General features: G+C 67.7%; 22 protein-coding genes. 11 read left to right on the top strand and 11 right to left on the bottom strand.

Annotated features, from left to right (window positions below):
* Positions 1-147: 147 nt before the first annotated feature.
* The gene (gene mepK / locus C8N38_RS02290; RefSeq protein WP_108023494.1) at positions 148-714 is read right to left on the bottom strand and encodes a peptidoglycan L,D-endopeptidase MepK; all 567 of its coding nucleotides are present in this window, start codon (positions 712-714) and stop codon (positions 148-150) included.
* A 328-nt stretch (positions 715-1042) separates the two neighbouring features.
* On the opposite strand from mepK, the gene C8N38_RS02285 reads away from it, so the two are divergent.
* From C8N38_RS02285 to C8N38_RS02270, 4 genes are all read left to right on the top strand, one after another.
* Positions 1043-2644: a L,D-transpeptidase family protein gene (locus C8N38_RS02285; RefSeq protein WP_108023492.1), complete on the top strand. Its 1602-nt coding sequence runs from the start codon at positions 1043-1045 to the stop codon at positions 2642-2644.
* Positions 2645-2710: 66 nt separating this feature from the next.
* Entirely contained in the window at positions 2711-3802 is a 1092-nt protein-coding gene (gene lpxD, locus C8N38_RS02280) for a UDP-3-O-(3-hydroxymyristoyl)glucosamine N-acyltransferase (RefSeq protein WP_108023490.1), read from the top strand.
* 33 nt (positions 3803-3835) lie between these two features.
* Positions 3836-4102 carry an acyl carrier protein gene (locus C8N38_RS02275; protein WP_075786013.1) on the top strand — a complete coding sequence of 89 codons (267 nt, stop codon included), beginning with the start codon at positions 3836-3838 and terminating at the stop codon, positions 4100-4102.
* The gene (locus C8N38_RS02270) at positions 4099-5307 is read left to right on the top strand and encodes a beta-ketoacyl-[acyl-carrier-protein] synthase family protein (RefSeq protein WP_108023488.1); all 1209 of its coding nucleotides are present in this window, start codon (positions 4099-4101) and stop codon (positions 5305-5307) included. The genes C8N38_RS02275 and C8N38_RS02270 overlap by 4 nt, the downstream gene beginning before the upstream one ends.
* Positions 5308-5395: 88 nt before the next feature.
* Here C8N38_RS02270 and C8N38_RS02265 read toward each other — a convergent pair whose 3' ends face one another.
* Positions 5396-6022, bottom strand: a complete 627-nt coding sequence (locus C8N38_RS02265; protein WP_108023486.1) for an invasion associated locus B family protein — start codon at positions 6020-6022, stop codon at positions 5396-5398.
* 398 nt (positions 6023-6420) lie between these two features.
* Here C8N38_RS02265 and C8N38_RS02260 point away from each other — a divergent pair, with 398 nt between their 5' ends.
* Positions 6421-7920 (top strand): helicase HerA-like domain-containing protein, encoded by a 1500-nt coding sequence (locus C8N38_RS02260; protein ID WP_108023484.1) that lies wholly within the window; start codon positions 6421-6423, stop codon positions 7918-7920.
* A 139-nt stretch (positions 7921-8059) separates the two neighbouring features.
* On the opposite strand, the gene C8N38_RS02255 is transcribed toward C8N38_RS02260, so the two are convergent.
* The 4 genes from C8N38_RS02255 to C8N38_RS22095 are packed head-to-tail and all read right to left on the bottom strand — an operon-like array spanning position 8060 to position 12007.
* Entirely contained in the window at positions 8060-9367 is a 1308-nt protein-coding gene (locus C8N38_RS02255; RefSeq protein WP_108023482.1) for an HlyC/CorC family transporter, read from the bottom strand.
* Positions 9368-9421: 54 nt separating this feature from the next.
* Positions 9422-10357, bottom strand: coding sequence for a site-specific tyrosine recombinase XerD (locus C8N38_RS02250; RefSeq protein ID WP_108023480.1), 936 nt, complete (start codon positions 10355-10357; stop codon positions 9422-9424).
* Positions 10354-11883 carry a hypothetical protein gene (locus C8N38_RS02245; RefSeq protein ID WP_108023478.1) on the bottom strand — a complete coding sequence of 510 codons (1530 nt, stop codon included), beginning with the start codon at positions 11881-11883 and terminating at the stop codon, positions 10354-10356. The genes C8N38_RS02250 and C8N38_RS02245 overlap by 4 nt, the downstream gene beginning before the upstream one ends.
* Positions 11873-12007, bottom strand: a complete 135-nt coding sequence (locus tag C8N38_RS22095; protein ID WP_281258201.1) for a hypothetical protein — start codon at positions 12005-12007, stop codon at positions 11873-11875. Before C8N38_RS22095 ends, C8N38_RS02245 begins: the two co-directional genes overlap by 11 nt.
* Positions 12008-12130: 123 nt before the next feature.
* Here C8N38_RS22095 and C8N38_RS02240 point away from each other — a divergent pair, with 123 nt between their 5' ends.
* Together C8N38_RS02240 and aroB are read left to right on the top strand one after the other, a co-directional pair.
* Positions 12131-12676 (top strand): shikimate kinase, encoded by a 546-nt coding sequence (locus tag C8N38_RS02240; RefSeq protein WP_108023476.1) that lies wholly within the window; start codon positions 12131-12133, stop codon positions 12674-12676.
* Positions 12673-13788: a 3-dehydroquinate synthase gene (gene aroB, locus C8N38_RS02235; RefSeq protein WP_108023474.1), complete on the top strand. Its 1116-nt coding sequence runs from the start codon at positions 12673-12675 to the stop codon at positions 13786-13788. Before C8N38_RS02240 ends, aroB begins: the two co-directional genes overlap by 4 nt.
* On the opposite strand, the gene C8N38_RS02230 is transcribed toward aroB, so the two are convergent.
* The gene (locus C8N38_RS02230) at positions 13789-14628 is read right to left on the bottom strand and encodes an AAA family ATPase (protein WP_108023472.1); all 840 of its coding nucleotides are present in this window, start codon (positions 14626-14628) and stop codon (positions 13789-13791) included.
* A 189-nt stretch (positions 14629-14817) separates the two neighbouring features.
* Between C8N38_RS02230 and dksA the strand changes: the two genes are divergently transcribed.
* Together dksA and C8N38_RS02220 are read left to right on the top strand one after the other, a co-directional pair.
* Positions 14818-15240, top strand: coding sequence for an RNA polymerase-binding protein DksA (gene dksA, locus C8N38_RS02225; protein WP_108023470.1), 423 nt, complete (start codon positions 14818-14820; stop codon positions 15238-15240).
* A 48-nt stretch (positions 15241-15288) separates the two neighbouring features.
* On the top strand, positions 15289-16476 hold the full coding sequence (locus C8N38_RS02220) for an FAD-dependent monooxygenase (RefSeq protein ID WP_108023468.1): 1188 nt from the start codon (positions 15289-15291) through the stop codon (positions 16474-16476).
* Positions 16477-16603: 127 nt separating this feature from the next.
* On the opposite strand, the gene xth is transcribed toward C8N38_RS02220, so the two are convergent.
* The 3 genes from xth to hemB form a co-directional block, all read right to left on the bottom strand.
* Complete coding sequence (gene xth / locus C8N38_RS02215; RefSeq protein WP_108023466.1) at positions 16604-17383, bottom strand: exodeoxyribonuclease III; 780 nt, start codon at positions 17381-17383, stop codon at positions 16604-16606.
* Between the two features lie 105 nt (positions 17384-17488).
* Entirely contained in the window at positions 17489-18073 is a 585-nt protein-coding gene (locus C8N38_RS02210; protein ID WP_245895476.1) for a lipid-binding SYLF domain-containing protein, read from the bottom strand.
* A gap of 151 nt (positions 18074-18224) precedes the next feature.
* Positions 18225-19226: a porphobilinogen synthase gene (gene hemB, locus C8N38_RS02205; protein ID WP_108023462.1), complete on the bottom strand. Its 1002-nt coding sequence runs from the start codon at positions 19224-19226 to the stop codon at positions 18225-18227.
* A gap of 105 nt (positions 19227-19331) precedes the next feature.
* Between hemB and C8N38_RS02200 the strand changes: the two genes are divergently transcribed.
* Positions 19332-19853, top strand: a complete 522-nt coding sequence (locus tag C8N38_RS02200; protein ID WP_108023460.1) for a component of SufBCD complex — start codon at positions 19332-19334, stop codon at positions 19851-19853.
* 67 nt (positions 19854-19920) lie between these two features.
* A complete protein-coding gene (mfd, locus tag C8N38_RS02195; protein WP_108023458.1) occupies positions 19921-23364 on the top strand; it encodes a transcription-repair coupling factor in 3444 nt (1147 codons plus the stop codon).
* A gap of 7 nt (positions 23365-23371) precedes the next feature.
* Here mfd and C8N38_RS02190 read toward each other — a convergent pair whose 3' ends face one another.
* A complete protein-coding gene (locus tag C8N38_RS02190; RefSeq protein ID WP_108023456.1) occupies positions 23372-24568 on the bottom strand; it encodes an MFS transporter in 1197 nt (398 codons plus the stop codon).
* Positions 24569-24678: the final 110 nt, after the last annotated feature.

The following is a 24678-nucleotide window of genomic DNA, read 5'->3' as shown; positions in this document are numbered from 1 at the left end:
GCCCTTGGGGCGAAAGGGGCACCCTTCTGGTGCATCGCCCGGATTGCGGAACGCCCGAACCGCATCCGGCGGCCGTACTGGCCGCATCCTCGTCCCGGGCGTCCGGATCGGGCGCCCGTAGTCCGACAGGTCATGCCGTGCGAGGCCTCAGCGGCCCCAGCTGCGCACCGGACCGCAATCCATGTGCACGAAGTCCGAGCGCGAATAGCGCCCGACGCCGCCCGCATGGCAGGCGCTGGCGGCACGCGCGATCTGGTCGACCGACCGGCTTTTCAGCCGGATATCGGCGGCCTGACCCTTCATGTGCAGCGAATTCTTGGCCACGCCCGACGAGCGCGAGCGCAGCATCGCGTTGGTCTCGGGGGTACGATAGCCCGACAGCAGCATGTAGGGTTCGTGAACGTCCATCAGGCTGTGCGCGGCCGCGAGGATGTCGAGATTGCGCAGGTCCATCGAGATCGCCGAATCCGTGCGCCAGTCGCGCATGAAATGGTTGATCTCCTTCACGACCTCGCCGATGTACTCGCCGTCGATCCAGTAGACCGTGTCGATGTTTTCGCCGGTCCGGCCGGAATACATCCGGACGCGTCGGACATCGCCGGCACCTCGGATCAGCCCGAAGGCGTTCGAATAGGTGGGTGCGGCCGCCACGGTCGTCGCCGCGAACGCCGCCAGCACGCCACGGCGCGTCAAGCAGTATTTGGGTGTCGTCATGTTTTCTCCGCCTGCCCCAGTCGATCCAATGCCGCGTTTTCGCGGCGTTTTTTTTGATCGAGCCCGTCTCCGGCGCCCTGCCACCCTATCTCACAACTCGGAGACCGGGCCAAGATTGGATTCGCCGGGGCCGCCCGAGATACCCAAAAACGGCAAGATCTTGCTCACTTTACGAGCGTTCTCGGCCATTTCGCTCCGATGGGGCGGAACCGCCGCGGTTAACCGGACGTTGACGCAACGGTGTCTAATAGCAGTGGACAGCGGGCGGCAATTGACCGATTGTTGGTTCCGTTCGCGCGACTGGAACTATCTGAACGGGAATGACTTAATGCCTTTGTCCCACCTCCGCGGGGCCGCCCTTGCCGGTCTCGTTGCTGCTTGCTTCGGGCTTGCGGCCCCGGCCCATGCCGAGACGGAACTGACAGCTTTCAAACAGGCGGTGGCCGCGGCTGCGGTGCAAAACGATGCCATTGCCGCGTTTTATCGGGACCGGGACTATGCCCCGTTCTGGACCTCGGCCGATGCCGCGGCCCGGCGCAGCGCGCTTCTGACAGTGCTGGGCGAAGCCTCCGAACAGGGCCTGCCGGCCGCGCGCTACGATCCCGCCCGCCTGGTCGAAACCTTCCGCGAGGCCCGGACCCAGCGCGCCATCGGCCGCGCCGAGGTCGCGGCGATGCGGATGTATCTGGACTATGCCCATGACGCCAGCCGGGGCGTGCTGACGCCCGGGGCCGTGCTGTCCGAGATCAAGCGCAAGGTCGACCGGCCCGCGCCCGCGGCGCTGATCGAGGGGCTGGCCACGGCGCCCTCGCCGCTGGCCTATCTGCGGGGGCTGTCGCCGCAAAGCCCGGAATACGCCCGGCTGATGCGCGAGAAGATCCGCCTGGAACGGCTGATCGCCGAAGGCGGCTGGGGCCCCGAGGTCGGCGGCGGCAAGATCGAGCCCGGCCAGTCCGGCCCGCGCGTGATCGCGCTCAGGAACCGGCTGATCGCGATGGGCTATCTGCCGCGCACCGCGACCCAGACCTATGACGCGACGCTGCAGAAGGCGGTGCAGGCGTTCCAGTTCGACCACGGTCTCAGCGCCGATGGCATCGCCGGGCCCAGCACCGTGCAGGAGCTCGACGTGCCGCCGGAACGCCGGCTGCGGTCGGTCCTCGTCGCGATGGAGCGCGAACGCTGGCTTGGCGACGTGCGCGGCGACAAGCACGTGCTGGTCAACATCGCCGATTTCCATGCCCGGATCGTCGACAAGGGCGAGGTCGTGTTCGAGACCCGGTCGGTCGTCGGCCAGAACGCGCATGATCGCCGCACGCCCGAATTCTCGGACGTGATGGATCACATGGTGGTCAACCCGACCTGGAACGTGCCGCGCTCGATCGCGGTCAAGGAATACCTGCCGCAGTTCAAGAACAATCCCAATGCCGCGGGCCATCTGATGCTGGTCGACGGGGCCGGGCGCGTGGTCACCCGCGCGGCGGTCGATTTCACCCAGTATACCGCCTCGAACTTCCCCTTCGACCTCAAGCAGCCGCCCTCGAACGGCAATGCGCTGGGGCGGGTGAAGTTCATGTTCCCGAACCCCTACAACATCTATCTGCACGACACGCCCTCGAAGTCGCTCTTCAACCGCGAGACCCGGGCCTTCAGCCATGGCTGCATCCGGCTCGGCGACCCCTACGACTTCGCCTATGCGCTGCTCGCGACCCAGACCGACGATCCCAGGGGGTTCTTCGCGGCCAAGCTGAACAGCGGCCGGGAAACCCGCGTCGATCTGGAACACCCGCTGCCGGTGCACCTGATCTACCGCACCGCGATGGGCGAGCCCAAGGGCCGGATGCAGTACCGCCGCGATGTCTACGGGCGCGATGCCGCCATTTTCGACGCGCTGCAGGCCGCCGGGGTGGCGCTGCCCGAGGTTCAGGGCTAGATCTCCGGCCAGAACAGGCAGGGGCGGCCCGCGAGGGGCGCTCCGGTCAACGGGCAGGAGACTATCATGAGCTTCACGATCCAGGAGATCGCAACCGCCCTCGGCGCCCCCGCCGAGGGCGATCTCGACGTCAGGGTGACCGGCGCGGCGGAACCGGCGACGGCACGGGCGCAGGATCTGGCGCTGGCGATGGACCCCAAATATGCGGGCGGTCTGGCCGAGGGCGGTGCCCAGGCGGCGCTGCTCTGGGCGGGGGCCGACTGGCGGGCAATGGGGCTGAAGGCCGCGATCTTCGCGCCGCGCCCGCGGCTTGCGATGGCCGGGCTGACCCGGATGATGGACCCCGGCCCCGAGATCGCGCCGGGCATCCATCCGACGGCCGTCGTCGATCCGACCGCGATGATCGGGGCAGGGGCCGCGATCGGGCCTTATGCGGTGATCGGCGCGCGGGCGCAGATCGGGGCCAATGCCCGGATCGCGGCGCATGCGGTGGTGGCCGAGGATGTCCGGATCGGCGACGACGCGCTTCTGATGTACGGCGTGCGCATCTGCGCCCGGGTGAAGATCGGCGACCGTTTCATCGCCCAGCCCGGCGCCACCGTCGGCGGCGACGGGTTTTCCTTCGTCACGCCCGAGAAATCGGCAGTCGAGGCGGTGCGCGAGACGCTGGGCGATGCCGGGGCGTCGCGCCAGCAGCATTATACCCGCATTCATTCGCTTGGATCGGTCACCATCGGCGACGATGTCGAGCTGGGCGCCAATTCGACCATCGACCGCGGCACCATCCGCGACACGCAGGTCGGGTCGGGCACCAAGATCGACAACCTCGTGCAGATCGGCCACAACTGCCAGATCGGCGAGGACTGCCTGCTGTGCGGGCTGGTCGGCGTCGCCGGATCGGCCCGGATCGGCAACCGCGTGGTGCTGGCCGGACAGGTCGGCGTCAACGACAACATCTTCGTCGGTGACGACGTGATCGCGGGCGGGGCGACCAAGATCTTTTCGAACGCACCGGCCGGACGGGTGCTGCTGGGCTACCCCGCGATGCGGATGGAAACCCATATCGAGGCCTACAAGGGCCTGCGCCGGTTGCCGCGTCTTTTCGCGCAGGTCGCAGAGCTGCAAAAAGCGGTTTCAAAGCTCGCCCAGAGAGACTAAACCGACGCTGATTCAGGGGCAGAAAGGCTTTTCATGTCTGAGAACGTCAAGGACAAGGTCATCGAGATCATCGCCGAGCAGGCGGTGCTGGAGCCTTCGGACGTGAAGATGGAGTCGACGCTGGAAGATCTGGGGATCGACAGCCTCGGCCTGGTCGAATCGATCTTCGCGATCGAGGAAGCCTTCGATATCCAGGTGCCCTTCAACGCCAACGAACCCACCGAAAGCGAATTCGACATTTCCTCGGTGGCGGCCATCGTGACGGCCGTCGAAAGCCTGGTCGCCGAAAAGCACGCATGAAGCGCGTCGTCATTACCGGCCAGGGCACGATCAACGCGCTTGGCCATTCGGTGCCCGAGACGCTGGCGGCCTTCCGCGAGGGCCGCTGCGGCATCGGTGAAATCGACATTCAGGACCTCGACCGGCTGTCGATCCGGATCGGCGGTCAGGTCCGGGGCTATGACCCCGAGGCGCATTTCAATCGCCAGCAGATCGCGCTTTACGACCGGTTCACCCAGTTCACCCTGCTGGCCGCGCGTCAGGCGGTGGGGCAGGCGGGGCTGACCTTTTCCGACGAGCTGTCGGAAGAGGCGGGGGTCGTGCTGGGCACCTCGGGCGGTGGCATGAACACGCTCGACGAGAATTACCGGTCGGTCTACGAAGAGGGCAAGAACCGCGTCCATCCGTTCGTCGTGCCCAAGCTGATGAACAACGCGGCCGCCAGCCACGTCTCGATGGCCTACAACCTGAAGGGGCCAAGCTTCACCGTGGCGACGGCCTGCGCCTCGTCGAACCACGCGATGGGGCAGGCCTTCCAGATGATCCGGTCTGGCATGACCCGGGTGATGGTCACCGGCGGGTCGGAATCCATGTTGTGCTTTGGCGGCATCAAGGCCTGGGAAGGCCTCAGGGTCATGTCGAAGGACGCCTGCCGTCCGTTCAGCGCCAACCGCAACGGCATGGTGCAGGGCGAGGGCGCGGCGGTCTTCGTCTTCGAGGAATACGACCACGCCAGGGCCCGCGGCGCCGAGATCCTGGCCGAGGTGATCGGCTTTGCCATGACCTCGGATGCCTCCGACATCGTGATGCCCTCGCGCCAGGGCGCGGCCCGGGCGATTTCCGGGGCACTGCGCGATGCGCGGCTCGCCCCCGGCGATGTGGGCTATATCAACGCCCATGGCACCGGCACCGCGGCCAATGACAAGACCGAATGCGCGGCGGTGGCCGATGTCTTCGGCGCCGATGCCGACCGGCTGATGATGTCCTCGACCAAATCGATGCATGGCCACCTGATCGGCGGCACCGGCGCGGTCGAGCTTCTGGCCTGCATCATGGCGCTCCGCGAGGGGATCATTCCGCCGACCGTGGGCTATGAAGAGCCCGACCCGGAATGCGCGCTCGACGTCGTGCCGAACGAGGCCCGCGAGGCCGAGGTCGATGTGGTTCTGTCGAACGCCTTCGCCTTTGGCGGGCTCAACGCCGTGCTGGCCCTGCGCAAGGTCTGACACGCCGCCGCCGCACAGACGAAAAACGCCGCCCCAAGGGGCGGCGTTTGTGTTTCCTCACTTTGTATTTCCTCACCTGGCCGGTGGGTCAGTTCTGGCCCGACATCGTCGACAGCGCGTCGTCGAAGGCCGCGGTGAAGCCCGCCAGAGACATCGTGATATTGGCCTTCTGGTCGGGCGCGACCAGCGGAACGATCACGACCTTGGCCTCCTTGCCGCCCTTGAACGCCGCAAGATCTTCGGCCGACAGGGCAAAGCGCGCGACGCAGGCCTGCGGCGTACAGAAGGAAAACCGATAGCGCTTGGCCTGGCTCGTATCGATCTGCACCAGCAGATCCTCGGACAGCAGGGTTTCCAGCGGGGTCGCGATCTCGACCGCCGCGACGCGCGGCGCGGCCGCGGGCGGCATCGGCGCGACCGAGACCTGGGCCACCGCATTGTTTTCAGCGTCGCGCAGCAATTGCTGCATGTTGCAGGATTCCCGCTCGTCAGCCTTGACGCAGACAACGCGCCAGTCCTTGTAGGTTTCCTTGACGAAGGCTTGCGGCGCCTTGGGCGCCTCGGCCTGGCCCATCGGCAATTGCTCGGCCGGCGTGCTGTCGACCTGGGCCGGGGTTCCGCTGGATTCGGGCTGGGTCGGGGCGTCCTGCGCCAGGGCCGGCGCCGCCAGCGCGGTCAGCATGGCCAGTCCCAGGGGTCCGAAAAACTCTCGCATCGTCGTGCCTGCCTTTCTTGGATGCTCGTCGGTGCCGGTCTACACCAGCCGCGCACTGCTGTCAGGGGGCAATCTGGGGCGCCGGCAACGCTTCGCCACGAATGGAAAAAGGGCCGCGTCGCGACCCTTTTCCCCGTGTTCTTGCTCCCTGTCGGACGGGCCGACCTTTTTGATGAAAGGAAGCTACGGAGTTTGCCGGAACGCGTCAACATGCAAAGAAAGTCCGCGATTCAACCTCAGGGAGATCAAAAAAAGGCCGCATCGCGAAGATGCGGCCAGTCCATCAGGGAGGAAGACCCGCCCGAGCGGAAGCCCGGAAAGCGGGATAGAAAGAAGCCTGACAGTCAAAAGTTAAATAAGTATTGTCAAATCGGCCTAAAATTTGCGGAGAATTACAAATGCCGGGCGATATCATTCTGGGTGGCGCCGGGACGGACCATGCCGATCCGCAGATGTTACGGCTCGACAAGGCCAACCGGCACGGGCTGATCGCCGGGGCGACCGGGACCGGAAAGACCGTCACCCTGCAGATCCTGGCCGAAGGGTTTTCCGCCGCCGGGGTGCCCGTGCTTCTTGCCGACGTCAAGGGCGATCTCTCGGGCCTCGGCGCGGCCGGAAGCCCGGCCTTCCGCCTGCATGACGCCTTCGTCGCCCGGGCCGCCCGGATCTGCCTCGGCGATTACCGCTACAGGGCCTTCCCGGTGACCTTCTGGGATGTCTTCGGCCGCCAGGGCCATCCGCTGCGCACCACCGTGGCCGAGCTCGGCCCCTTGCTGCTGTCCCGGCTGCTCGAACTGAACGAGGTTCAGGAGGGCGTGCTGACCCTGGCCTTCCGCGTCGCCGATGACGAGGCGCTGCCGGTCGTCGATCTCGAGGATCTGCGCGCGCTTCTGTCCTGGGTCGGCGCCCGGGCCGAGACGCTGTCGCTGCGCTACGGCCATGTCTCGACGGCCTCGGTGGGCGCGATCCAGCGGCGGCTTCTGGTGCTCGAAAGCCAGGGCGGCGCGCATCTCTTCGGCGAACCGGCCTTGCAGCTTTCCGATCTGCTGCTCACGGCCCCCGATGGGCGCGGGCGCATAAACATCCTCGCCGCCGAGGCGCTGATGACCGCTCCCCGGGTGTACGCCACGCTGCTGCTATTCCTCCTGTCGGAACTCTTCGAAACCCTGCCCGAAATCGGCGACCCCGAAAAACCCCAACTGGTGATGTTCTTCGACGAGGCGCATCTTCTGTTCGACGACGCCCCGAAGGCGCTGGTCGACCGGATCGAACAGGTGGCGCGGCTGATCCGCTCGAAAGGCGTGGGCGTCTATTTCGTCACCCAGTCGCCGGACGATCTGCCCGAGGATGTGCTGGGCCAGCTCGGCAACCGGGTACAGCACGCGCTGCGGGCCTTCACCGAACGCGACCGCCGCGCGCTGGCCCGCGCCGCCGAGACCTATCGCGACAATCCCGGGCTCGACATCGCAACCGCGATCCGCGAGGTCGGGACCGGCGAGGCGATCACCTCGATGCTCGACGCCAAGGGGGCGCCCGGTCCCGCCCAGCGCACCCTGATCCGCCCGCCCGTCTCGCAGCTCGGCCCCCTCGACCCCGAGGCACGCGCGGCCCTGATCGCGGCCTCGCCGCTCGCGGGCCGCTACGACACCCCGCTCGACCGCGACTCGGCCGCCGAGATGCTGGCCGCACGGACCGAAGAAATCGCCGCGCCGCCCGAGGCTTCCTCCGCCCGCCGCTATTCCGGCCCGCATTCCCCGGCCCGGTCTGTCCCGCGCGACGGTCCCCGCGCAGAAAGCCTCGGCGCGGCCCTCGGTCAGGCCCTGATCGACGAGCTGTCCGGCCCGACCGGACGGCGACTGGTGCGCGGCCTTCTCGGCGGGCTCTTCCGCAGGCGGTGACGCGCGCCCCGTTTCTTCTTGGGAAAAATACCCCCCCGCCGGAGGCGCCGCGCCCCTGGGCGCGGCCCGGCCCAAGGCCGGACCAGCGGCGCCGCAGGCGCCGTGCAGGCCGGGGGCGGGAGCCGCCCGGTCAGCACTCTCAGAGCGGCCGGATCTTCAGCCGGGTGATCCGGTTGGCCTGCCGCTGCAGCACCTCGAACCGGAAGCCGTGGAACGAAAAGACCTGCCCCGGGGTCGGGATCGACTGGGCCTCGTGAATGACCAGCCCGGCGATGGTGTTGGCCTCCTCGTCGGGCAGGCTCCAGTCCATCGCCCGGTTCAGGTCGCGGATCGTCATCGACCCGTCGACCAGGATCGCCCCGTCCTCGGTCCGGCGCAGCGGGCGCTCGCTGTCGATGTCGAACTCGTCGGTGATCTCGCCGACGATCTCCTCGAGGATATCTTCCAGCGTGATCAACCCGCGCAGCGCGCCATATTCGTCGACCACCATCGCGAAATGGGTATGGCGGCGCAGGAATTCCCGCATCTGGTCGTCAAGCGTCGTGGTGTCGGGCACGAAATAGGGCTTGCGCGCCACATCCAGCACCCGAAGCTCCGAGATTTTCTCGGGCGATCCGTCCGGCCCGCGCACCAGCCGCTCGACCGCGCGCAGAAGGTCCTTGGCATGGATCACGCCCACGATGTTCTCGGGGTCGTCCTTGTAGATCGGCAGCCGCGTATGCGAGCTTTCCAGACAGGTCATCAGGATCGTCTCGGGCGGCAGGTCGGCGTCGATCACCTCGATCTGCGAGCGGTGCAGCATGATCTCCTCGACCGTGCGCTCGCTCAGATCGAGCGCGCCGAGGATGCGGTCGCGATCCTCCTTCTCGACCACGCCTTCGGAATGGCCCAGCTGCAGCGCGCCCGCGATTTCGTCCCGGACCGCCATGATCTGGCTGTCGGGATCGGCCCGGACCCCGAACAGCGCCAGGATCTGGCGCACCAGCGCGCGAACGGCACTGACCACCGGCGACAGGATCAGGATGATCGGCCGGATCAGCGGCGAGACCCGCGAGGCGGCCAGTTCGGGATTGGTGATGGCATAGGTCTTGGGCAGCACCTCGGCGAAGACCAGCACCACCAGCGTCATCACCAGCGTCGCCAGCGCCACGCCGGAATCGCCGAAAAGCCGGGTGAACAGCGTGGTCGCCAGCGAGGTCGCGAGGATGTTGACGAAGTTGTTGCCCAGCAGCACCGAGCCGATCAGGCGCTCGTTGTCCTCGGTGATGGTCAATGCGGTCTCGGCGCCGCGTTCGCCCTTGTCGGCGCGGGCGCGAAGCTTGCCGCGCGAGGCGGCGGTGAGGGCGGTCTCCGATCCGGAAAAGAAGGCCGACAGCAGCAGCAGCCCGATTATGGCGGCGCTGGAAATGAAAAGGGCCGCGTCGGCGACCGTGGCGGGGCTGTCCATGGGTCTCTCTGTTCGGGACTGTCCGTCTGGTTATGGGGGCAGGGCGGCCCGCGATCAAGACGGTCCGGAGTCGCGCGCCAGCGGGTGATGCTCCAGAACCAGATCGCGCAGCCGGTCTTCCAGAACATGGGTGTAAATTTCGGTCGTCGAGACATCGGCATGGCCCAGAAGCGTCTGGATCGCCCGAAGATCGGCGCCGCCCGCCAGCAGATGGGTGGCAAAGGCATGGCGCAGCGTGTGCGGCGTGACCTTGGCCGGATCGATGCCGCCCGCCACCGAAAGCTCCTTGATCAGTACGTAAAAGCGGTGCCGCGTCAGATGGCCCGCCTGACCGCGCCCGGGAAAGAGATACCGGCTGGCGGGCAGGCCCTTGGCCCGGGCCGCCTCTTCGGCGGCGTCGCGCTCGGCGATCCAGGCGGCCAGCGCGGTGCGCGCCCCCGGGGTCAGCGGCACTAGCCGTTCCTTGCCGCCCTTGCCGCGCACCAGTAGCATCCGCGGATCGCCCCGCGTCGCCGCCACCGGCAGCGTCACAAGCTCGCTCACCCGCATGCCCGTCGCGTACAGCACTTCCATCAGGCAGGCATTGCGCGTGGCATCGTGCGGGGTGCGGCCCGCGGCCTCGATCAGCCGCTCGACCTCGTCATGGCTCAGCGTCTTCGGCAATCGCCGCGCCCGGCCGGGCCCGCGGATCTGCAGCGCCGGATTGTCGGACCGCCAGCCCTCTTCATAGGCAAAGCGGTAAAGCTGCTTGATCGCCGACAGCCGCCGCGCCCGCGTCGTCGCGGCCAGCCCCTCGGCCTCGCAGGCGACCAGATAGGCGGTGATCTCGGTTTCCGTGGCGGTTTCGAAGGCGCCGCCGCGCCGGTCGAGAAAGCCCGCGAAATCCTTCAGATCGCGGCCATAGGCCAGCTGGGTATTGGCGGTCGCGTCCTGTTCGGCCGCCTTGGCCTCGAGAAAGGCCGAGATCCAGCGCGCGGCATCGGGGGTCATCCGCGCCGCTCCAGAAGCATCAGCTGCAGCGCCGATTGCCGCGCCACATCCTCCAGCCCCAGCTGCCGCAAAAGTCCAAGCCCCCGCGTCACATCCAGAATGTCGCCCTGCGCGCCATCGGTCACGAGGTCGATGGCGGCAAGGATCGCCTCGCCCAGCCGCTTTTCCTCGATCAGCCGCGACGGACCTGACCCCAGCGCGGGCTGGTCGAACCCGTCCTGCAGCGCGGCGGCGAGCGAGCCGAGCGGCGGCAGACCTTGCAGATCGCCCCGCGCGATGCCGACCAGAAACGCCTCTTCGTTGGTCTGCGGCTCGCGGCTTCGGGCAATGTCTTCGTATTCGTCGCTCAGAAGCCCGATCCGGAAGGCCAGCGCCCCGGCCGGACCGCCAAGCTTCATCCGCGCCAGGCGGGGCCCGTAGAGCTGGGCGAAGGGCACCTCCAGCTCGGCCGAGACCATCGCCGTCCAGGCCGTGTCGAGGGTATCCGTCACCGCCTCGGGTCCGCCCGACAGGATCGCGAGATCGAAGGCCTGCAACGCCGCGACCCGGTCCCAAAGCCCGCCCGAGGCCGCGGGCTTGCGTTCGGTCCAGACCCCCAAAAGCTCGTTCGGGGCCAGCGCGCCGGTCCGGGCCAGCCGCTCGGCGGCCTCGATCCGGGCCTTCCAGCCGGCGGTCGAACGCATGTCGGCGCGCGCGAAGGCGACGGGCAGGGTGGTCGTGGACAGCGGCTCGCCGATCGCCTCGCGCATCCGGAAGATCAGCGGCGAGGGCCGGGTCGGCAGCGGCAGCGCGTCGCCCTCTTCGGCCAGCGCCGGGTCGAGGAACCGGGCCAGAAGCGCGTCCTCCTCGGGCTTGACGAAGCCAAGCGCCAGCCCGGTTTCCAGCGTCAGCGCGGCCGCGTTCCAGTCGCCGCCGCGCGCAAGACAGAAGATCCGCACCGGAAAGGTCGGCGCGATGCCGGGATTGGCGCGCATCGCCGAACAGGCGCGGTCCTCCTGACCGGTCAGAAGCGAGATGTCGAACCAGCGCCGGAACAGCGAAGGCGCGGTCGGCCCGGCGCGTTCGACCAGCGCCTGCGCCTGATCGAGCGCGCCCAGATCCAGCAGCTTGTCGAGCCGCGCCAGCAAAAGCTGCCCGTCGGCCCCGCCACCCGTTGGCGGATCGAGCTCAGCCAGCAGCAGCGTCACCAGCAACTCCTGCACCGCGGGAAGGGTATCGACGCGCTCGGCCCGGATCGCGCGTGCGATGGTCTGGGTCTCGCCCGGCCCCCAGAGATCGCGGGGCAGCCCGGTGACCTGCGCGGGCAAAAGCCCGACCGCGTCGATCACGGTCGTGCCCAGCGGCACCACGGTGATGGGCTCGGCGCCGGGCACCGGGCTGATCGTCGCCGGGGGCTTTCTGGGGCCTGGGGCCGCCACCGAATCCGACAGCCAGTCGATGGCCGACAACGGACGCTCGGCCCAGGCGGGCGCGCCCGCCGCCAGCACCGCGGCCAGCAGCAGGGGGACCCGCGCCCTAGTCGACATCGAGGGTGAGGCTTTGCGTCACCGTCTGCTGTTCGGGGTCCATGTCGCCCAGATAGGCGAAGCCCACCAGCCCGACGAATGAGATAAAAATGATGAAAACCAGTGCCTTCAGTAGTCGCACCATGCCGGTCTGCCTTTTTCGGTCTGCTCGCGCGTTTCCCGCCTTTGCCCGATTATAACTGGCATTCCTCCGGAGTTCACGCCATTCAGGGGCAGAAATCTGCGACGGTGGCGGGAGGTTGCCCAGGTGGGCGCGAAGTTGAAGAAAACGGTGGTTCTGGTCGGGTTGATGGGGGCGGGAAAGACGGCGGTCGGAACGGTCCTGGCGCGGCGGCTCGGGGTGCCGTTCCTCGATTCGGACGCCGAGATCGTGAAGGCCGCCGCCATGACGATTCCCGAGATCTTCGCCCGCGACGGCGAGGCCTTTTTCCGCGCCCGCGAGGCCGAGGTGATCGCCCGCCTGCTGCGCGCCGCGCCGGGGGTGCTGTCGACCGGCGGCGGGGCGTTTCTGGGCGAGGCCAACCGCGAGGCGATTTCGGGGCTCGGCGTGTCGGTCTGGCTCGATGCCGATCTGGACCTGCTGTGGCAGAGGGTGCGCCACAAGGACACCCGGCCGCTGCTGCGCACGCCCGACCCCTATGGCACGCTGGCCGAGCTGTACCATGCGCGGCGACCGTTCTACGCGATGGCCGATCTGGCCGTCCGCGCCGATCCGCGCTATTCGATCGAGGACATGGCCGGGCGCGTGATCGAGGCGCTGAAAACCCGGCCCGACGTGATGGAGGCGGCATGAGCGCGACGGTCGAGACGGTGCATGTGGCCTTGCCGGGGCGCGAGTACGACATCCGCATCGGCGAGGGGCTGCTGGCCCGGGCCGGGGCCGAGATCGGGCCGCTTCTGCGCCGCCCGCGCGTGGCGATCCTGACCGACGAGACGGTGGCCGCGCTGCATCTTGCGGCTTTCCGCGCGGGTCTTGGCGATATCGAGGCGCCGGCGCTGGCCTTGCCCGCGGGCGAGGCTACCAAATGCTGGGCGCAGTTCGGCCGCGCCGTCGAATGGCTGATCGAGCAAAAGGTCGAACGGCGCGATATCGTGGTGGCCCTCGGCGGCGGGGTGATCGGCGATCTGGCGGGCTTTGCCGCCGCCGTGCTGCGGCGCGGCGTGCGTTTCGTGCAGGTGCCGACGACGCTGCTGGCGCAGGTCGACAGTTCGGTCGGGGGCAAGACCGGCATCAACTCGCCGCAGGGCAAGAACCTGATCGGCGCCTTTCACCAGCCCTCGCTGGTGCTGGCCGATACCGGCGTTCTGGGCACGCTTGCGCCGCGCGATTTCCTCGCGGGCTATGGCGAGGTGGTGAAATACGGGCTTCTGGGCGATGCCGCCTTCTTCGAGTGGCTCGAAGCGCAGGGGCCGGCGCTGGCGGCAGGCGATGTGGCGGCGCGGATCGCGGCGGTGAAACGGTCCTGCGAGGCCAAGGCGCGGATCGTCGAGCGCGACGAGACCGAGCAGGGCGACCGTGCGCTTCTGAATCTGGGCCACACCTTCGGCCATGCGCTGGAGGCCGCGACCGGCTATTCCGACCGGCTGTTGCATGGCGAGGGGGTCGCCATCGGCTGTGCGCTGGCCTTCGAGCTGTCGGCACGGATGGGGCTTTGCGCGCAGGAAGACCCGAGCCGGGTGCGCGCACATCTGGACGCGATGGGGATGAAGAAGGATCTGGCCGACATCCCGGGCGATCTGCCCGACGCGGACGGGCTGATCGCGCTGATGGCGCAGGACAAGAAGGTGCAGGACGGCAGGCTGCGCTTTATCCTCGCGCGCGGGATCGGCGAGGCTTTCGTGACCGCGGATGTCGATCCGGCGCTGGTCAGCTCGATCCTTGCCGAGGCGCTGGCGGCGCGCTGATCAGCCGCCGCGCCGCGCCATGAAGGCAAGCCGCTCGAAGAGCTGCACGTCCTGTTCGTTCTTCAGCAGCGCGCCATGCAGCTTGGGCAGCGCCGAGCGGCCGTCCTTGCGCAGATCCTCGGGCCGCATGTCCTCGGCCAGCAACAGCTTGAGCCAGTCGAGCACTTCCGAGGTCGAGGGCCGCTTCTTCAGCCCGTCGGTCTCGCGGATCTCGTAGAACCGGGTCAGTGCGGCCTGCAGCAGGTCCTGCTTGATGCCCGGATGATGGACCTCGACGATCTTCTTCATCGTCTCGAGATCGGGGAAACGGATATAGTGGAAGAAACACCGCCGCAAAAACGCGTCGGGCAATTCCTTTTCGTTGTTTGACGTAATTATGACAACCGGCCGTTCTTTTGCTTTCACCGTTTCGCCGGTCTCGTAGACGTGAAACTCCATGCGGTCGAGTTCCTGAAGCAGGTCGTTCGGAAATTCGATATCCGCCTTGTCGATTTCATCGATCAGCAGCACCACCTTGGCGGGGGCGGCGAAGGCCTGCCAGAGCTTGCCGCGGCGGATGTAGTTGGCGACGTCATGGACCCGTTCGTCGCCCAGCTGGCTGTCGCGCAGCCGACTCACCGCGTCGTACTCGTACAGCCCCTGCTGGGCCCGGGTCGTGGACTTGATGTGCCATTCCATGAGCGGCATGCCCAGAGATTGGGCAACCTGACGTGCGAGCTCGGTCTTGCCGGTTCCCGGTTCGCCCTTGACCAGGAGCGGCCGTTCCAGCGTCACGGCGGCATTCACGGCCACGGTCAGGTCGTCTGCGGCGACATAGGCGTCGGTGGACCCGAATTTCATCGCAATTCCGCCTCTCAATCCATTGAAATCGGGGGCGACCATAGCGCCCCTTCACAAAGCTTCAAGCGCCATGTAAGGGACCACAAACCTCGTGACACGATACGGCGATTGGGCTACACGCGAGCCCAGGTGCGCCGGGGGAGAATGATTATGAAACAGGTTTCGCCCGGCCCAGAAGAGGGAGCAGGGATGAAAGCCGAAGTTTTCTTGCCCGACGATTATCGTCCCGCCGAGGACGAGCCGTTCATGAACGAGCGCCAGCTCGAATATTTTCGCCGCAAGCTCATTGCCTGGAAGAACGATCTTCTGAACGAAAGCCGCGAGACGCTCGAGGGCCTTCAGGATTCGAGCCGCAACATTCCCGACATTGCCGATCGCGCCAGCGAGGAAACCGACCGGGCTCTGGAATTGCGGACCCGGGACCGGCAGCGCAAGCTGGTGGCCAAGATCGACGCGGCGCTGCGGCGGATCGAGAATGGCGAATATGGCTATTGCGAGGAGACCGGCGAGCCGATTTCGCTGAAACGGCTCGATGCGCGTCCGATCGCGACCCTGAGCCTCGAGGCGCAGGAACGGCACGAGCGGCGCGAACGGGTGCATCGCGACGACTGACCGGGAGTGGTGTGGCCCGGTACCGGGCCAGCTTTAAAGAGGTGCCGGATGTTCCTGGGCAGCCGAAAGATCACTGTCCTCGGGGCCGGCATCGCGGGTCTCGCCGTCGCCACCGCACTGGCACGGCACGGGGCCGAGGTCGTGGTGCTGGAACGCGCCGACGCGATCCGCGAGGTCGGTGCGGGGCTGCAGATCAGTCCCAACGGGGTGGCGGTGCTGCGGGCGCTGGGTCTTGGCGAGGCGCTGGCCGCGACGTCGGGCCGGGGCAGTGCCGTCGTGTTGCGCGACTATCGCCACGGCGCGCGGGTGCTGCGGCTGGATCTGTCGCGCGGCGCCCGGGACTACTTCTTCGTGCATCGGGCCGATCTGATCGACATTCTGGCCGACGCCGCGCGCGCGGCCGGGGTGCAGATCCGGCTTTTGCACGAGGTGACCGGGCTTTCGCTGGAGGGCGACCGGGCCGAGCTGATCACGGCGCAGGGCGCGCGGGCCAGCAGCGATCTGCTGATCGGGGCCGACGGGTTGCATTCGGTGGTGCGCGCGGCGCTGAACGGGCAGGTCACCCCCCGCTTTACCGGCCAGGTCGCCTGGCGCGCGCTGGTGCCTGCCCGGGGCAAGGTGGCGCCGGTGGCCAATGTGCATATGGGGCCGGGCAAGCATCTGGTGCATTATCCGCTGCGCGGCGGCGACATGATCAACATCGTGGCGGTGGAAGAGCGCGAGGCCTGGGTCGAGGAAGGCTGGAACCGGACCGGCGACCCTGACGCGATGCGGCGGGTCTTTGCGGATTTCGGCGGCGAGGTGCCGCGTCTGCTGGACCAGGTGCACAGCGTCAATCTCTGGGGCCTGTTCCGGCATCCGGTGGCCGATGTCTGGTATCGCGGCCCGGCCGCGATCCTGGGCGATGCCGCCCATCCCACGCTGCCATTTCTCGCGCAGGGCGCCAACATGGCGCTGGAGGATGCCTGGGTGCTGGCTGCGGCGCTGGCCCGGCATGCAACCCCCGAGGCGGCCTTTGCCGCCTATCGGGCCGAGCGGCGCCCGCGCACCGCGCGCATCGTCGAGATGGCCAGCCGGAACGCGCGCAACTATCACCTGAGGTTCCCGCCGCTGCGGTTGGCGGCACAGACCGCCTTGCGGCTGGGCGGCGTTCTGGCGCCGGGCGCGGCGCTCAGGCGGTTCGACTGGCTTTACGGCTACGACGCAGCGGCGCGCTATCCGGTGGCGCCGGTCTGAGCGGGCGTTGAGGGGGGGCGCTCCCGCCCCCGGGACGGCGCGGCAAAGCCGCTTGCCCGGGCTTGGGCCCGGCCGCGGGCCAGGGCCCGCGGCGGTCGGCCTTCGGCAGGCGCGGGAGCCGCGCGGCTCAGGCGTCGAGGTCGATCCAGACCGGCACGTGATCCGACGGCTTTTCGCCGGCGCGAGCGCCGCTTTCGATCCGGCAGTCGGTCATCAGGTCGGCGGCCTGCGGCGTCAACAGCATGTGGTCGATCCGGATGCCGTCGTTTCTGTCCCAGGCGCCGCCCTGATAGTCCCAGAACGAATAATGGCCCGGCCCCTGCACCCGGGCGCGGAACGCCTCGGTAAAGCCGAGGTTCAGGACCCTGCGGAACGCCGCGCGGGTCCGGGGCAGGGCCAGCGCGTCCTTCGCCCAGGCCTCGGGCCGGGCGGCATCCTCGTCCTGCGGGATCACGTTGTAGTCGCCCGCCATCACCGCGGGTTCCTCGGCGGCCAGCAGCTCGCGGGCACGGGCCTCGAGCCGGGCCATCCAGGCCAGCTTGTAGTCGTATTTCGGACCCGGCGCCGGATTTCCGTTGGGCAGGTAGAGCCCGCAGATCCGGACCGCGCGGCGGCCCGTGACGGTCGCCTCGATCCAGCGGGCCTGGGCGTCCTCGTCATCGCCCGGAAGCCCGCGCCGAACGTCCTCCAGCGGGAATTTCGACAGGATCGCGACCCCGTTGAACCCCTTCTGGCCGTGGGTTTCCAGATTGTAGCCGCGATCCTCGAAGGGCTCGCGCGGGAAAGCCTCGTCGACCGACTTGATTTCCTGCAGCACGGCGACATCCGGCGCAGCGGCGTCGAGCCAGTCGAGAACGGCCGGAAGCCGCGCCTTGACGCCGTTGATGTTGAAACTTGCGATCTGCATCGGAGGCTCCGTTTGCGCTGCCCTGCGACTATCCCCGGACGGGCCGGGACTGTCCATGCGAAAGCGGCCCGGGTCCGGGCCGGCCTGTCGACAGGGCGTCCCGGGTCAGGGAATGATGCGCGTGTATTTGGTGCCTTCGAGCGTCGCGCCGAAGATCAGCCCGGCCTGACCGAAGACGATGGCGATGATCGGATCGAGCGCGGTGATGGTATCGGCCGAGACCATGCCGCCGTCGTTCGTCACCGCATATTCCAGATCGGCCCCGGCCGACCAGCCCGAGCCCGAGCGGAACTGCCGGAGCGCCTCGGGGGTCATGAAGAACAGCGCATGGGCGTATTGCTGGGCGCCGATCTGCAACCCGAAGCTCGCCTGCGTGGCCGAGTAGTAATCGACCGTCACGTCGTTGATGCGCAGCGCGCCGCGCCCGTAGGCGCCGCCGACCCAGAGCCCGGCCTTGGTGATCAGCGGCATCCAGAGGATGCCCTGCGCTTTCTGCGACAGCTCTCGGGTCGCCGGGTAATGGGCGAAAAGATAGTTGCGGGTGCTATCGACGCGCGCGTCGAGTTCGCTTGCCCCGCTGCTGCCCACGCCATTGCCGCAGGCCGCCAGAGTCGCCGCCGCCCCGGTCGCACCGATAAAGCCGCGCCGCGAGATCAGGTGGGAGGTCTTGTCCTTGAACATTGCTCTCATGCCCCATGCTGTTGTGGCCTTGGCGGCCTTTGGCGCAAACTATAGACAGCCCCGCCGGGACTGTCACCAAGCTTGACGGCAGCAGGAGGCAATTCCTTGCCAGACCTGCACCCGCCGACCAGAGCCACGGGCACAGGCTTCGGGGCCCGGCTTAGCGGGCGTTCAGGATCTTCGCCGCGGCGGGCGCGAAATAGGTCAGGATGCCGTCGCAGCCCGCGCGTTTGAACGCCATCAGGCTTTCCATCATCACCTTGTCATGGTCGAGCCAGCCGTTCTGGACCGCCGCCATCAGCATCGCGTATTCGCCGGACACCTGATAGGCATAGGTCGGCACGCCGAATTCGGTCTTCACCCGGCGGCAGATGTCGAGATAGGGCATGCCGGGTTTCACCATGACCATGTCGGCGCCTTCCATCAGGTCGCGCTCGATCAGCCGCACCGCCTCGTCACTATTGGCCGGGTCCATCTGATAGGTCTTCTTGTCGCCCGTCAGCGCGCCCGAGGCGCCAACCGCGTCGCGGAACGGGCCATAGAAGGCCGAGGCGTATTTCGCCGAATAGGACATGATGGTCACGTCCTGATGGCCGTTTTCCTCCAGCGCCTTGCGGATCGCGCCGATCCGGCCATCCATCATGTCCGAGGGCCCCAGGATATCGGCCCCCGCCTCGGCCTGGGCCAGCGCCATCTTGACCAGCGCCGCGACGGTTTCGTCGTTGACGATCACGCCGTCCCGCACGATGCCGTCATGGCCGTTCGCATTGTAGGGGTCGAGCGCGATATCGGTCATCACCGCGATCTCGGGCACTTCCTTCTTGATCGCGCGGATCAACGTGTTCGAGAGGTTGTCCGGGTTCCAGGCCTCCTCGCAAAGCTCCGTTTTCAGGGAGATGTCGGGAGAGGGGAAGATGCACACGGCCGGGATGCCCAGCGCCGCCGCCTCCTTGACCGCCTCGACCGACAGATCGACCGAGCGGCGCATCACGCCCGGCATCGAGGGCACCGGCTCTTCCATGTTCTCGCCCGCCCGCACGAAGATCGGCCAGATCAGATCACCCACCGACAGCGTGGTCTCGCTGGTCAGCGCGCGCAGCGCGGCGCTGCGGCGGGTGCGGCGCAGCCGCATGGCGGGAAAGGGGGCAACGGTCGGGCGCATGGCAAGGGCTCCTTCAACAATTCCTGCGACTGCGTTACACCCAACCGGGTTCCTCTCCAAGGGCGGGAATCGTCCCGGGCCGGAGCACAGGGGAAAGGCGCACAGGTGGATCTTTACGGCAGAGTTTTCGATCTGATCGACATGCGGTCCTTTTCGAACCTGTGGTACTGGATCGCGCTTGCCGTGCTGTGGTCGACGTCCAGCCACTGGGTGCTGGGCGTGCCGTTCGATCTAATCCAGCGGGCGCGCCGCCGGGGCGGGCAGGCGGCCGAGGATGTGGCGACGCTGGTGGGTGTGAACGCGCGGCGCTATCTTTACATCGCGTCCGAGGCCGGGCTCTGGATCGCCGCGTTCACCGGCTTTGCGCTGGCGGTGCTTGTCGTGCTGGGATTCGGCTACGGGGTCGAATTCTGCCAGGCGGTGTTTCTGCTGGTCGCGCCGACGACGCTGGTCGGGCTCTGGTCGGTGCGGACCGCGCGCCGCTATGCCGAACGCGCGCCCTCGGGCGAGGCGCTGTACCGGATGCTGCGCTGGCACCGTCTGGGGGTGCAGGCGATGGGCATCGTCTCGGTCTTCGTCACCGCGATGTGGGGCATGTGGATGAACATGGTGATCACCGGGCTCTGACGCTCATCGCCGGCTTCGGGCGGGTTGCGGTTGACACCGGCCGCGCCGCACGTATCTGAACCTCCCCATGGAAGATCCGCGTCACATCACCGCCGGCGGTGCCCCCGAAGGGTTCGATGCCCGGCTTCTGGCCCGCGAGCTGACCCGCAGCGGCCGGCCCATCATCCATGTCGCCCGCGACGACAAGCGGCTGGCGGCGATGCGCGCGGCGCTGACCTTCTTCGCGCCCGAGGCGGTGGTGCTGGACTTCCCGGCCTGGGACTGTCTGCCCTATGACCGGATCTCGCCCAATGCCGATGTCGAGGCAGCGCGGATGGCGACGCTGGCCACGCTGGCGGCCGGGCTCTCGGGTCCCTTCATCCTGCTGACCACGCTGAGCGCCGCGACCCAGCGGGTGCCCGCGCGCGAAGTGCTGCAGGGCGCCTCCTTCACCGCGCGGGTCGACATGCAGATCGACGAGGCGGCGCTGAGGGCCTTTCTGGTGCGGATGGGGTTCACCCAGGCACCGACCGTGATGGAGCCCGGCGACTACGCGATCCGGGGCGGGATCGTCGACATCTATCCTCCGGGCGAGGCCGGGCCGGTGCGGCTCGATCTCTTCGGCGACGTGCTCGATGGCGCGCGCCGTTTCGATCCGGCGACCCAGCGCACCACCGAGAAACTGAAATCGGTCGAACTGGCGCCCGTGTCCGAGGTCATCCTCGACGAGGCCGCGATCACCCGCTTCCGGCAGAATTACCGGATCGAGTTCGGCGCGGCGGGCACCGACGACCCGCTTTACGAGGCGGTCAGCGCCGGGCGCAAGCATGCCGGGGCCGAGCATTGGCTGCCCTTCTTCCACGACCGGCTGGAAACGATTTTCGACTATCTGCCCGAGGCCGCGATCTATCTTGACGATCAGGTCACTCCCGCGCGGTTGTCGCGCTGGGAGACCATCGAGGATCAGTACCAGACCCGGCGCGAGGCGATGGCGCAGAAGGGCCGGATCGACACCGTCTACAAGCCCTGTCCGCCGGGGCTGATGTATCTGGACGACACCGCCTGGGAGGCGGCCGTGGCGGGCCACCGGGTGGTGCAGCTGGCGCCGTTGCAGCAGGGGCTGGGGCCGGGCGTCATCGACGCGGGCGGCCGCATCGGGCGCAATTTCGCGCCCGAGCGAAAGCTGGAACAGGTCAGCCTTTTCAGTGCCTTGAAGGATCATATTCAGACCCGGCGCGAAGAGGGCGCGGTGGTCGTCGCCTCCTATTCCGAAGGTGCGCGCGAACGGTTGCAGGGCCTTCTCGAGGATGAGGGGCTGACCGAGGCCACGCTGATCGCGGACATTCGCGAGGTGGCCGAGGGGCGCGGGCTCTATCTGACGGTCTGGGCGCTGGAACATGGCTTCGAGGGGCCGGGCCTGACCGTCATTTCGGAACAGGACGTGCTGGGCGAACGCCTGATCCGCGGCCCGAAGAAACGCCGCCGGGCCGAGAATTTCCTGACCGAGACCCAGTCGCTGTCGCCGGGCGATCTGGTCGTGCATGTCGAACACGGGGTCGGGCGCTATACCGGGCTCGAAACCATCGCCGCGGCCGGTGCGCCGCATGAATGCCTGGCCCTCGAATACGCGGGCGGCGACCGTCTGTATCTGCCGGTCGAGAATATCGAACTGCTCAGCCGCTACGGCCATGACGAGGGGCTTCTGGACAAGCTGGGCGGCGGCGCCTGGCAGGCCAAGAAGGCCAAGCTCAAGGAACGTATCCGCGAGATGGCCGACAAGCTGATCCGGGTGGCGGCCGAGCGTGTGCTGCGCCACGCCCCGATCCTGGAGCCCGGTCATCACATGTGGGAGGCGTTCTCGGCGCGTTTCCCCTATCAGGAGACCGACGACCAGTTGGCCGCCATCGAGGATGTGCTGACCGACATGGCCTCGGGCACGCCGATGGACCGGCTGATCTGCGGCGATGTGGGCTTCGGCAAGACCGAGGTCGCGATGCGTGCGGCTTTCGTCGCGGCGATGTCGGGGGTGCAGGTTGCGGTTGTGGCGCCGACCACGCTGCTGGCGCGCCAGCATGCCAAGGGCTTTGCCGAACGGTTCCGGGGCTTTCCGGTCGAGGTGCGGCAGCTCTCGCGCTTCGTGCCCGCCAAGGAGGCCGCCGCGACCCGCGCGGGGCTGGCCGAGGGCACGGTCGATATCTGCATCGGCACCCATGCGTTGCTGGCCAAGGGCGTCCGGTTCCAAAATCTGGGCCTGCTGATCATCGACGAGGAACAGCATTTCGGCGTCGCCCACAAGGAGCGGCTGAAACAGATGCGGTCCGACGTGCATGTGCTGACCCTGACCGCGACGCCGATCCCGCGCACCCTGCAGATGAGCCTGACCGGCGTGCGCGACCTGTCGATCATCGGCACGCCGCCCGTCGACCGGCTGTCGATCCGGACCTATGTCAGCGAGTTTGACAGCGTCACTGTCCGCGAGGCGCTGTTGCGCGAGCATTATCGCGGCGGGCAGAGCTTCTTCGTGGTGCCGCGCGTCAAGGACCTGCCCGAGATGGAGCATTTCCTGCGCGAACAGGTGCCCGAGGTCAGTTTCATCACCGCCCATGGCCAGCTGGCGGCGGGCGATCTCGACGAACGGATGAACGCCTTCTACGACGGCAAGTACGATGTCCTGCTGGCCACGACCATCGTCGAATCCGGGCTCGACATCCCGACCGCCAACACCATGATCGTGCACCGCGCCGACATGTTCGGGCTGGCCCAGCTGTACCAGATCCGGGGCCGGGTCGGGCGCTCGAAGGCGCGGGCCTATGCCTATCTGACGACGAAGCCCCGCGCGCCGCTGACGCCGCAGGCGCAGAAACGGCTGCGCGTGCTGGGCTCGCTCGACACGCTGGGGGCGGGCTTCACGCTGGCCTCCCAGGATCTCGACATCCGCGGCGCGGGCAACCTGATCGGCGAGGAACAGTCGGGCCATGTCCGCGAGGTCGGCTTCGAGCTGTACCAGTCGATGCTGGAAGAGGCGATCGCCCGCATCAAGTCGGGCGAGCTGGAAGGGATTTCGGATACCGACAGCGACTGGTCGCCCCAGATCAATCTGGGCGTACCGGTGCTGATCCCCGACGATTACGTCCCCGATCTCGATGTGCGGCTGGGGCTTTACCGGCGGCTCTCGACGCTTTCGACCAAGGTCGAGCTGGAGGGCTTTGCCGCCGAGCTGATCGACCGCTTCGGCAAGCTGCCGAAAGAGGTCAACACGCTGTTGCTGGTCGTCCGCATCAAGGCGATGTGCAAGGCCGCGGGCATCGCCCGGCTCGACGGCGGGCCGAAGGGCGCGACGGTGCAGTTTCACAACGACAAATTCGCCAATCCGGCGGGGCTGGTGGCCTTCATCCAGGACCAGCAGGGGCTGGCCAAGGTCAAGGACAACAAGATCATCCTGCGCCGCGACTGGAAGAAGGACAGCGACAAGATCAAGGGCGCCTTCGCCATCGCCCGCGATCTGGCCGAGAAGGTGCGCGAGACCGCCTGAGGGGGGCCTAGCGTTTCGGCACGGTCAGCATCACCGCCAGCGCCGCGCCCACGGCGATGAAACAGCCGGTGGCCAGCGGGCGCGGCGTGCCGTCGAAAAGAAGCCCGATGGGCGAGGCCAGAAGCGCCGACAGCGCGGTCGCGAAGGCCCCGATGATCGAGGCCGCCATCCCCGCCACATGGCCCAGCGGCTCCATCGCCAGCGCGTTGAGGTTGCCGATGGTCAGCGCGTTCATCCCGAAAAAGGTGATCGACCACAGGATATAGGCCGGAAACTCGGCCCAGCCCGGCAAGAGGTGCAGCCAGAAGGCGGCCATCATGACCCCCGACAGCACGAATTGCGCCATCAACGCGGTCCGGATCAGGTAGCGCATGCCCAGCCGTCCGACCAGCATCGCGTTGAGAAAGCTGGCCGATCCGGCGCAGATCGCGACCACGCCGAACCAGACGGGAAAGCTGTCGCCCTTGTCGAAATAGATGTCATAGACCTGCTGGGTCGAGGTCAGGAAGCCGAAGAACCCGGCGAAGATGAAGGTCTGCACCAGCGTCGCGCTGCGCGCCACCGGCGAGCCCAGCACCTCGCGCGCCGCTGCCAGAAGCGGGCCGGGGCGCAGCGCGCGGCGCGACTCGGGCGGCAGGGTCTCGGCCTGGCGCAGCCCGAACCAGCCCATCGAAACGACCGAAAAGACGAGAAAGGCGCCGAAGATCCCGCGCCAGCCGAAGCCCGCCATGACCACCGCACCGACCGAGGGCGCCAGCGCCGGCAGCAGCGTGAAGATCGTCATGACGAAAGAGACGATCTTCGCCATGTCGCGCCCCGAATAAAGGTCGCGCACCACGGCCAGCGCCACCACCCGAACGCCCGCCGCGCCGAAGCCCTGAATGACCCGGCCGATCAGCAGCCATTCGAGGCTCTGGCCGAGCCCCGCGATGGCCGCGCCCAGCATATAGGCCAGCGCGGTGCCGAGGATCACCGGCTTGCGCCCGAAACAGTCCGACAGCGGCCCCATGATCAGCGTGCCCGCGCCCATGCCCAGCATGAAGCTCGTGACCACGAATTGCGCGCGGTTCAGCGTCTCGGGCGTCAGTTCGGCGCCGATCTCGGGCAGGGCGGGCAGCATCGCATCGATCGAGAAGGCGACGGTTGCGAACAGCAGCGCCGTCATGGCGACGAATTCGACCCGCGAGAGACGGCGTACGGCCATGTGCTGTCCTTTCCTGAAGAGGAGGAGATCCGCGCGGGCAGGTGCCCGAAAACCGCCGCTCCGACCTGTCGCCCTTAGACGATCCGGAACGGTCGGACAAGTCGGCGGCA

Origin of the sequence: Rhodovulum kholense (assembly GCF_003053725.1) — a bacterium.
Taxonomy (GTDB): Bacteria; Pseudomonadota; Alphaproteobacteria; order Rhodobacterales; family Rhodobacteraceae; genus Rhodovulum; species Rhodovulum kholense.
The sequence above is the reverse complement of the archived record's forward strand: the minus strand, read 5'-3'. Positions and strand labels throughout refer to the sequence as shown.

Bases quoted from the DNA above. Each gene is read 5' to 3' on its own strand.
- aroB (WP_108023474.1), top strand. From the start codon at position 12,673: ATGAGCGCGACGGTCGAGACGGTGCATGTGGCCTTGCCGGGGCGCGAG.
- xth (WP_108023466.1), bottom strand. From the start codon at position 17,383: ATGCAGATCGCAAGTTTCAACATCAACGGCGTCAAGGCGCGGCTTCCG.
- C8N38_RS02220 (WP_108023468.1), top strand. From the start codon at position 15,289: ATGTTCCTGGGCAGCCGAAAGATCACTGTCCTCGGGGCCGGCATCGCG.
- C8N38_RS02270 (WP_108023488.1), top strand. From the start codon at position 4,099: ATGAAGCGCGTCGTCATTACCGGCCAGGGCACGATCAACGCGCTTGGC.
- C8N38_RS02285 (WP_108023492.1), top strand. From the start codon at position 1,043: ATGCCTTTGTCCCACCTCCGCGGGGCCGCCCTTGCCGGTCTCGTTGCT.
- C8N38_RS02250 (WP_108023480.1), bottom strand. From the start codon at position 10,357: ATGACCCCCGATGCCGCGCGCTGGATCTCGGCCTTTCTCGAGGCCAAG.
- C8N38_RS02210 (WP_245895476.1), bottom strand. From the start codon at position 18,073: ATGAGAGCAATGTTCAAGGACAAGACCTCCCACCTGATCTCGCGGCGC.
- C8N38_RS02275 (WP_075786013.1), top strand. From the start codon at position 3,836: ATGTCTGAGAACGTCAAGGACAAGGTCATCGAGATCATCGCCGAGCAG.
- lpxD (WP_108023490.1), top strand. From the start codon at position 2,711: ATGAGCTTCACGATCCAGGAGATCGCAACCGCCCTCGGCGCCCCCGCC.
- C8N38_RS02255 (WP_108023482.1), bottom strand. From the start codon at position 9,367: ATGGACAGCCCCGCCACGGTCGCCGACGCGGCCCTTTTCATTTCCAGC.
- C8N38_RS02260 (WP_108023484.1), top strand. From the start codon at position 6,421: ATGCCGGGCGATATCATTCTGGGTGGCGCCGGGACGGACCATGCCGAT.
- C8N38_RS02190 (WP_108023456.1), bottom strand. From the start codon at position 24,568: ATGGCCGTACGCCGTCTCTCGCGGGTCGAATTCGTCGCCATGACGGCG.
- C8N38_RS22095 (WP_281258201.1), bottom strand. From the start codon at position 12,007: ATGGTGCGACTACTGAAGGCACTGGTTTTCATCATTTTTATCTCATTC.
- C8N38_RS02265 (WP_108023486.1), bottom strand. From the start codon at position 6,022: ATGCGAGAGTTTTTCGGACCCCTGGGACTGGCCATGCTGACCGCGCTG.
- mfd (WP_108023458.1), top strand. From the start codon at position 19,921: ATGGAAGATCCGCGTCACATCACCGCCGGCGGTGCCCCCGAAGGGTTC.
- C8N38_RS02230 (WP_108023472.1), bottom strand. From the start codon at position 14,628: ATGAAATTCGGGTCCACCGACGCCTATGTCGCCGCAGACGACCTGACC.
- mepK (WP_108023494.1), bottom strand. From the start codon at position 714: ATGACGACACCCAAATACTGCTTGACGCGCCGTGGCGTGCTGGCGGCG.
- hemB (WP_108023462.1), bottom strand. From the start codon at position 19,226: ATGCGCCCGACCGTTGCCCCCTTTCCCGCCATGCGGCTGCGCCGCACC.
- dksA (WP_108023470.1), top strand. From the start codon at position 14,818: ATGAAAGCCGAAGTTTTCTTGCCCGACGATTATCGTCCCGCCGAGGAC.
- C8N38_RS02245 (WP_108023478.1), bottom strand. From the start codon at position 11,883: ATGTCGACTAGGGCGCGGGTCCCCCTGCTGCTGGCCGCGGTGCTGGCG.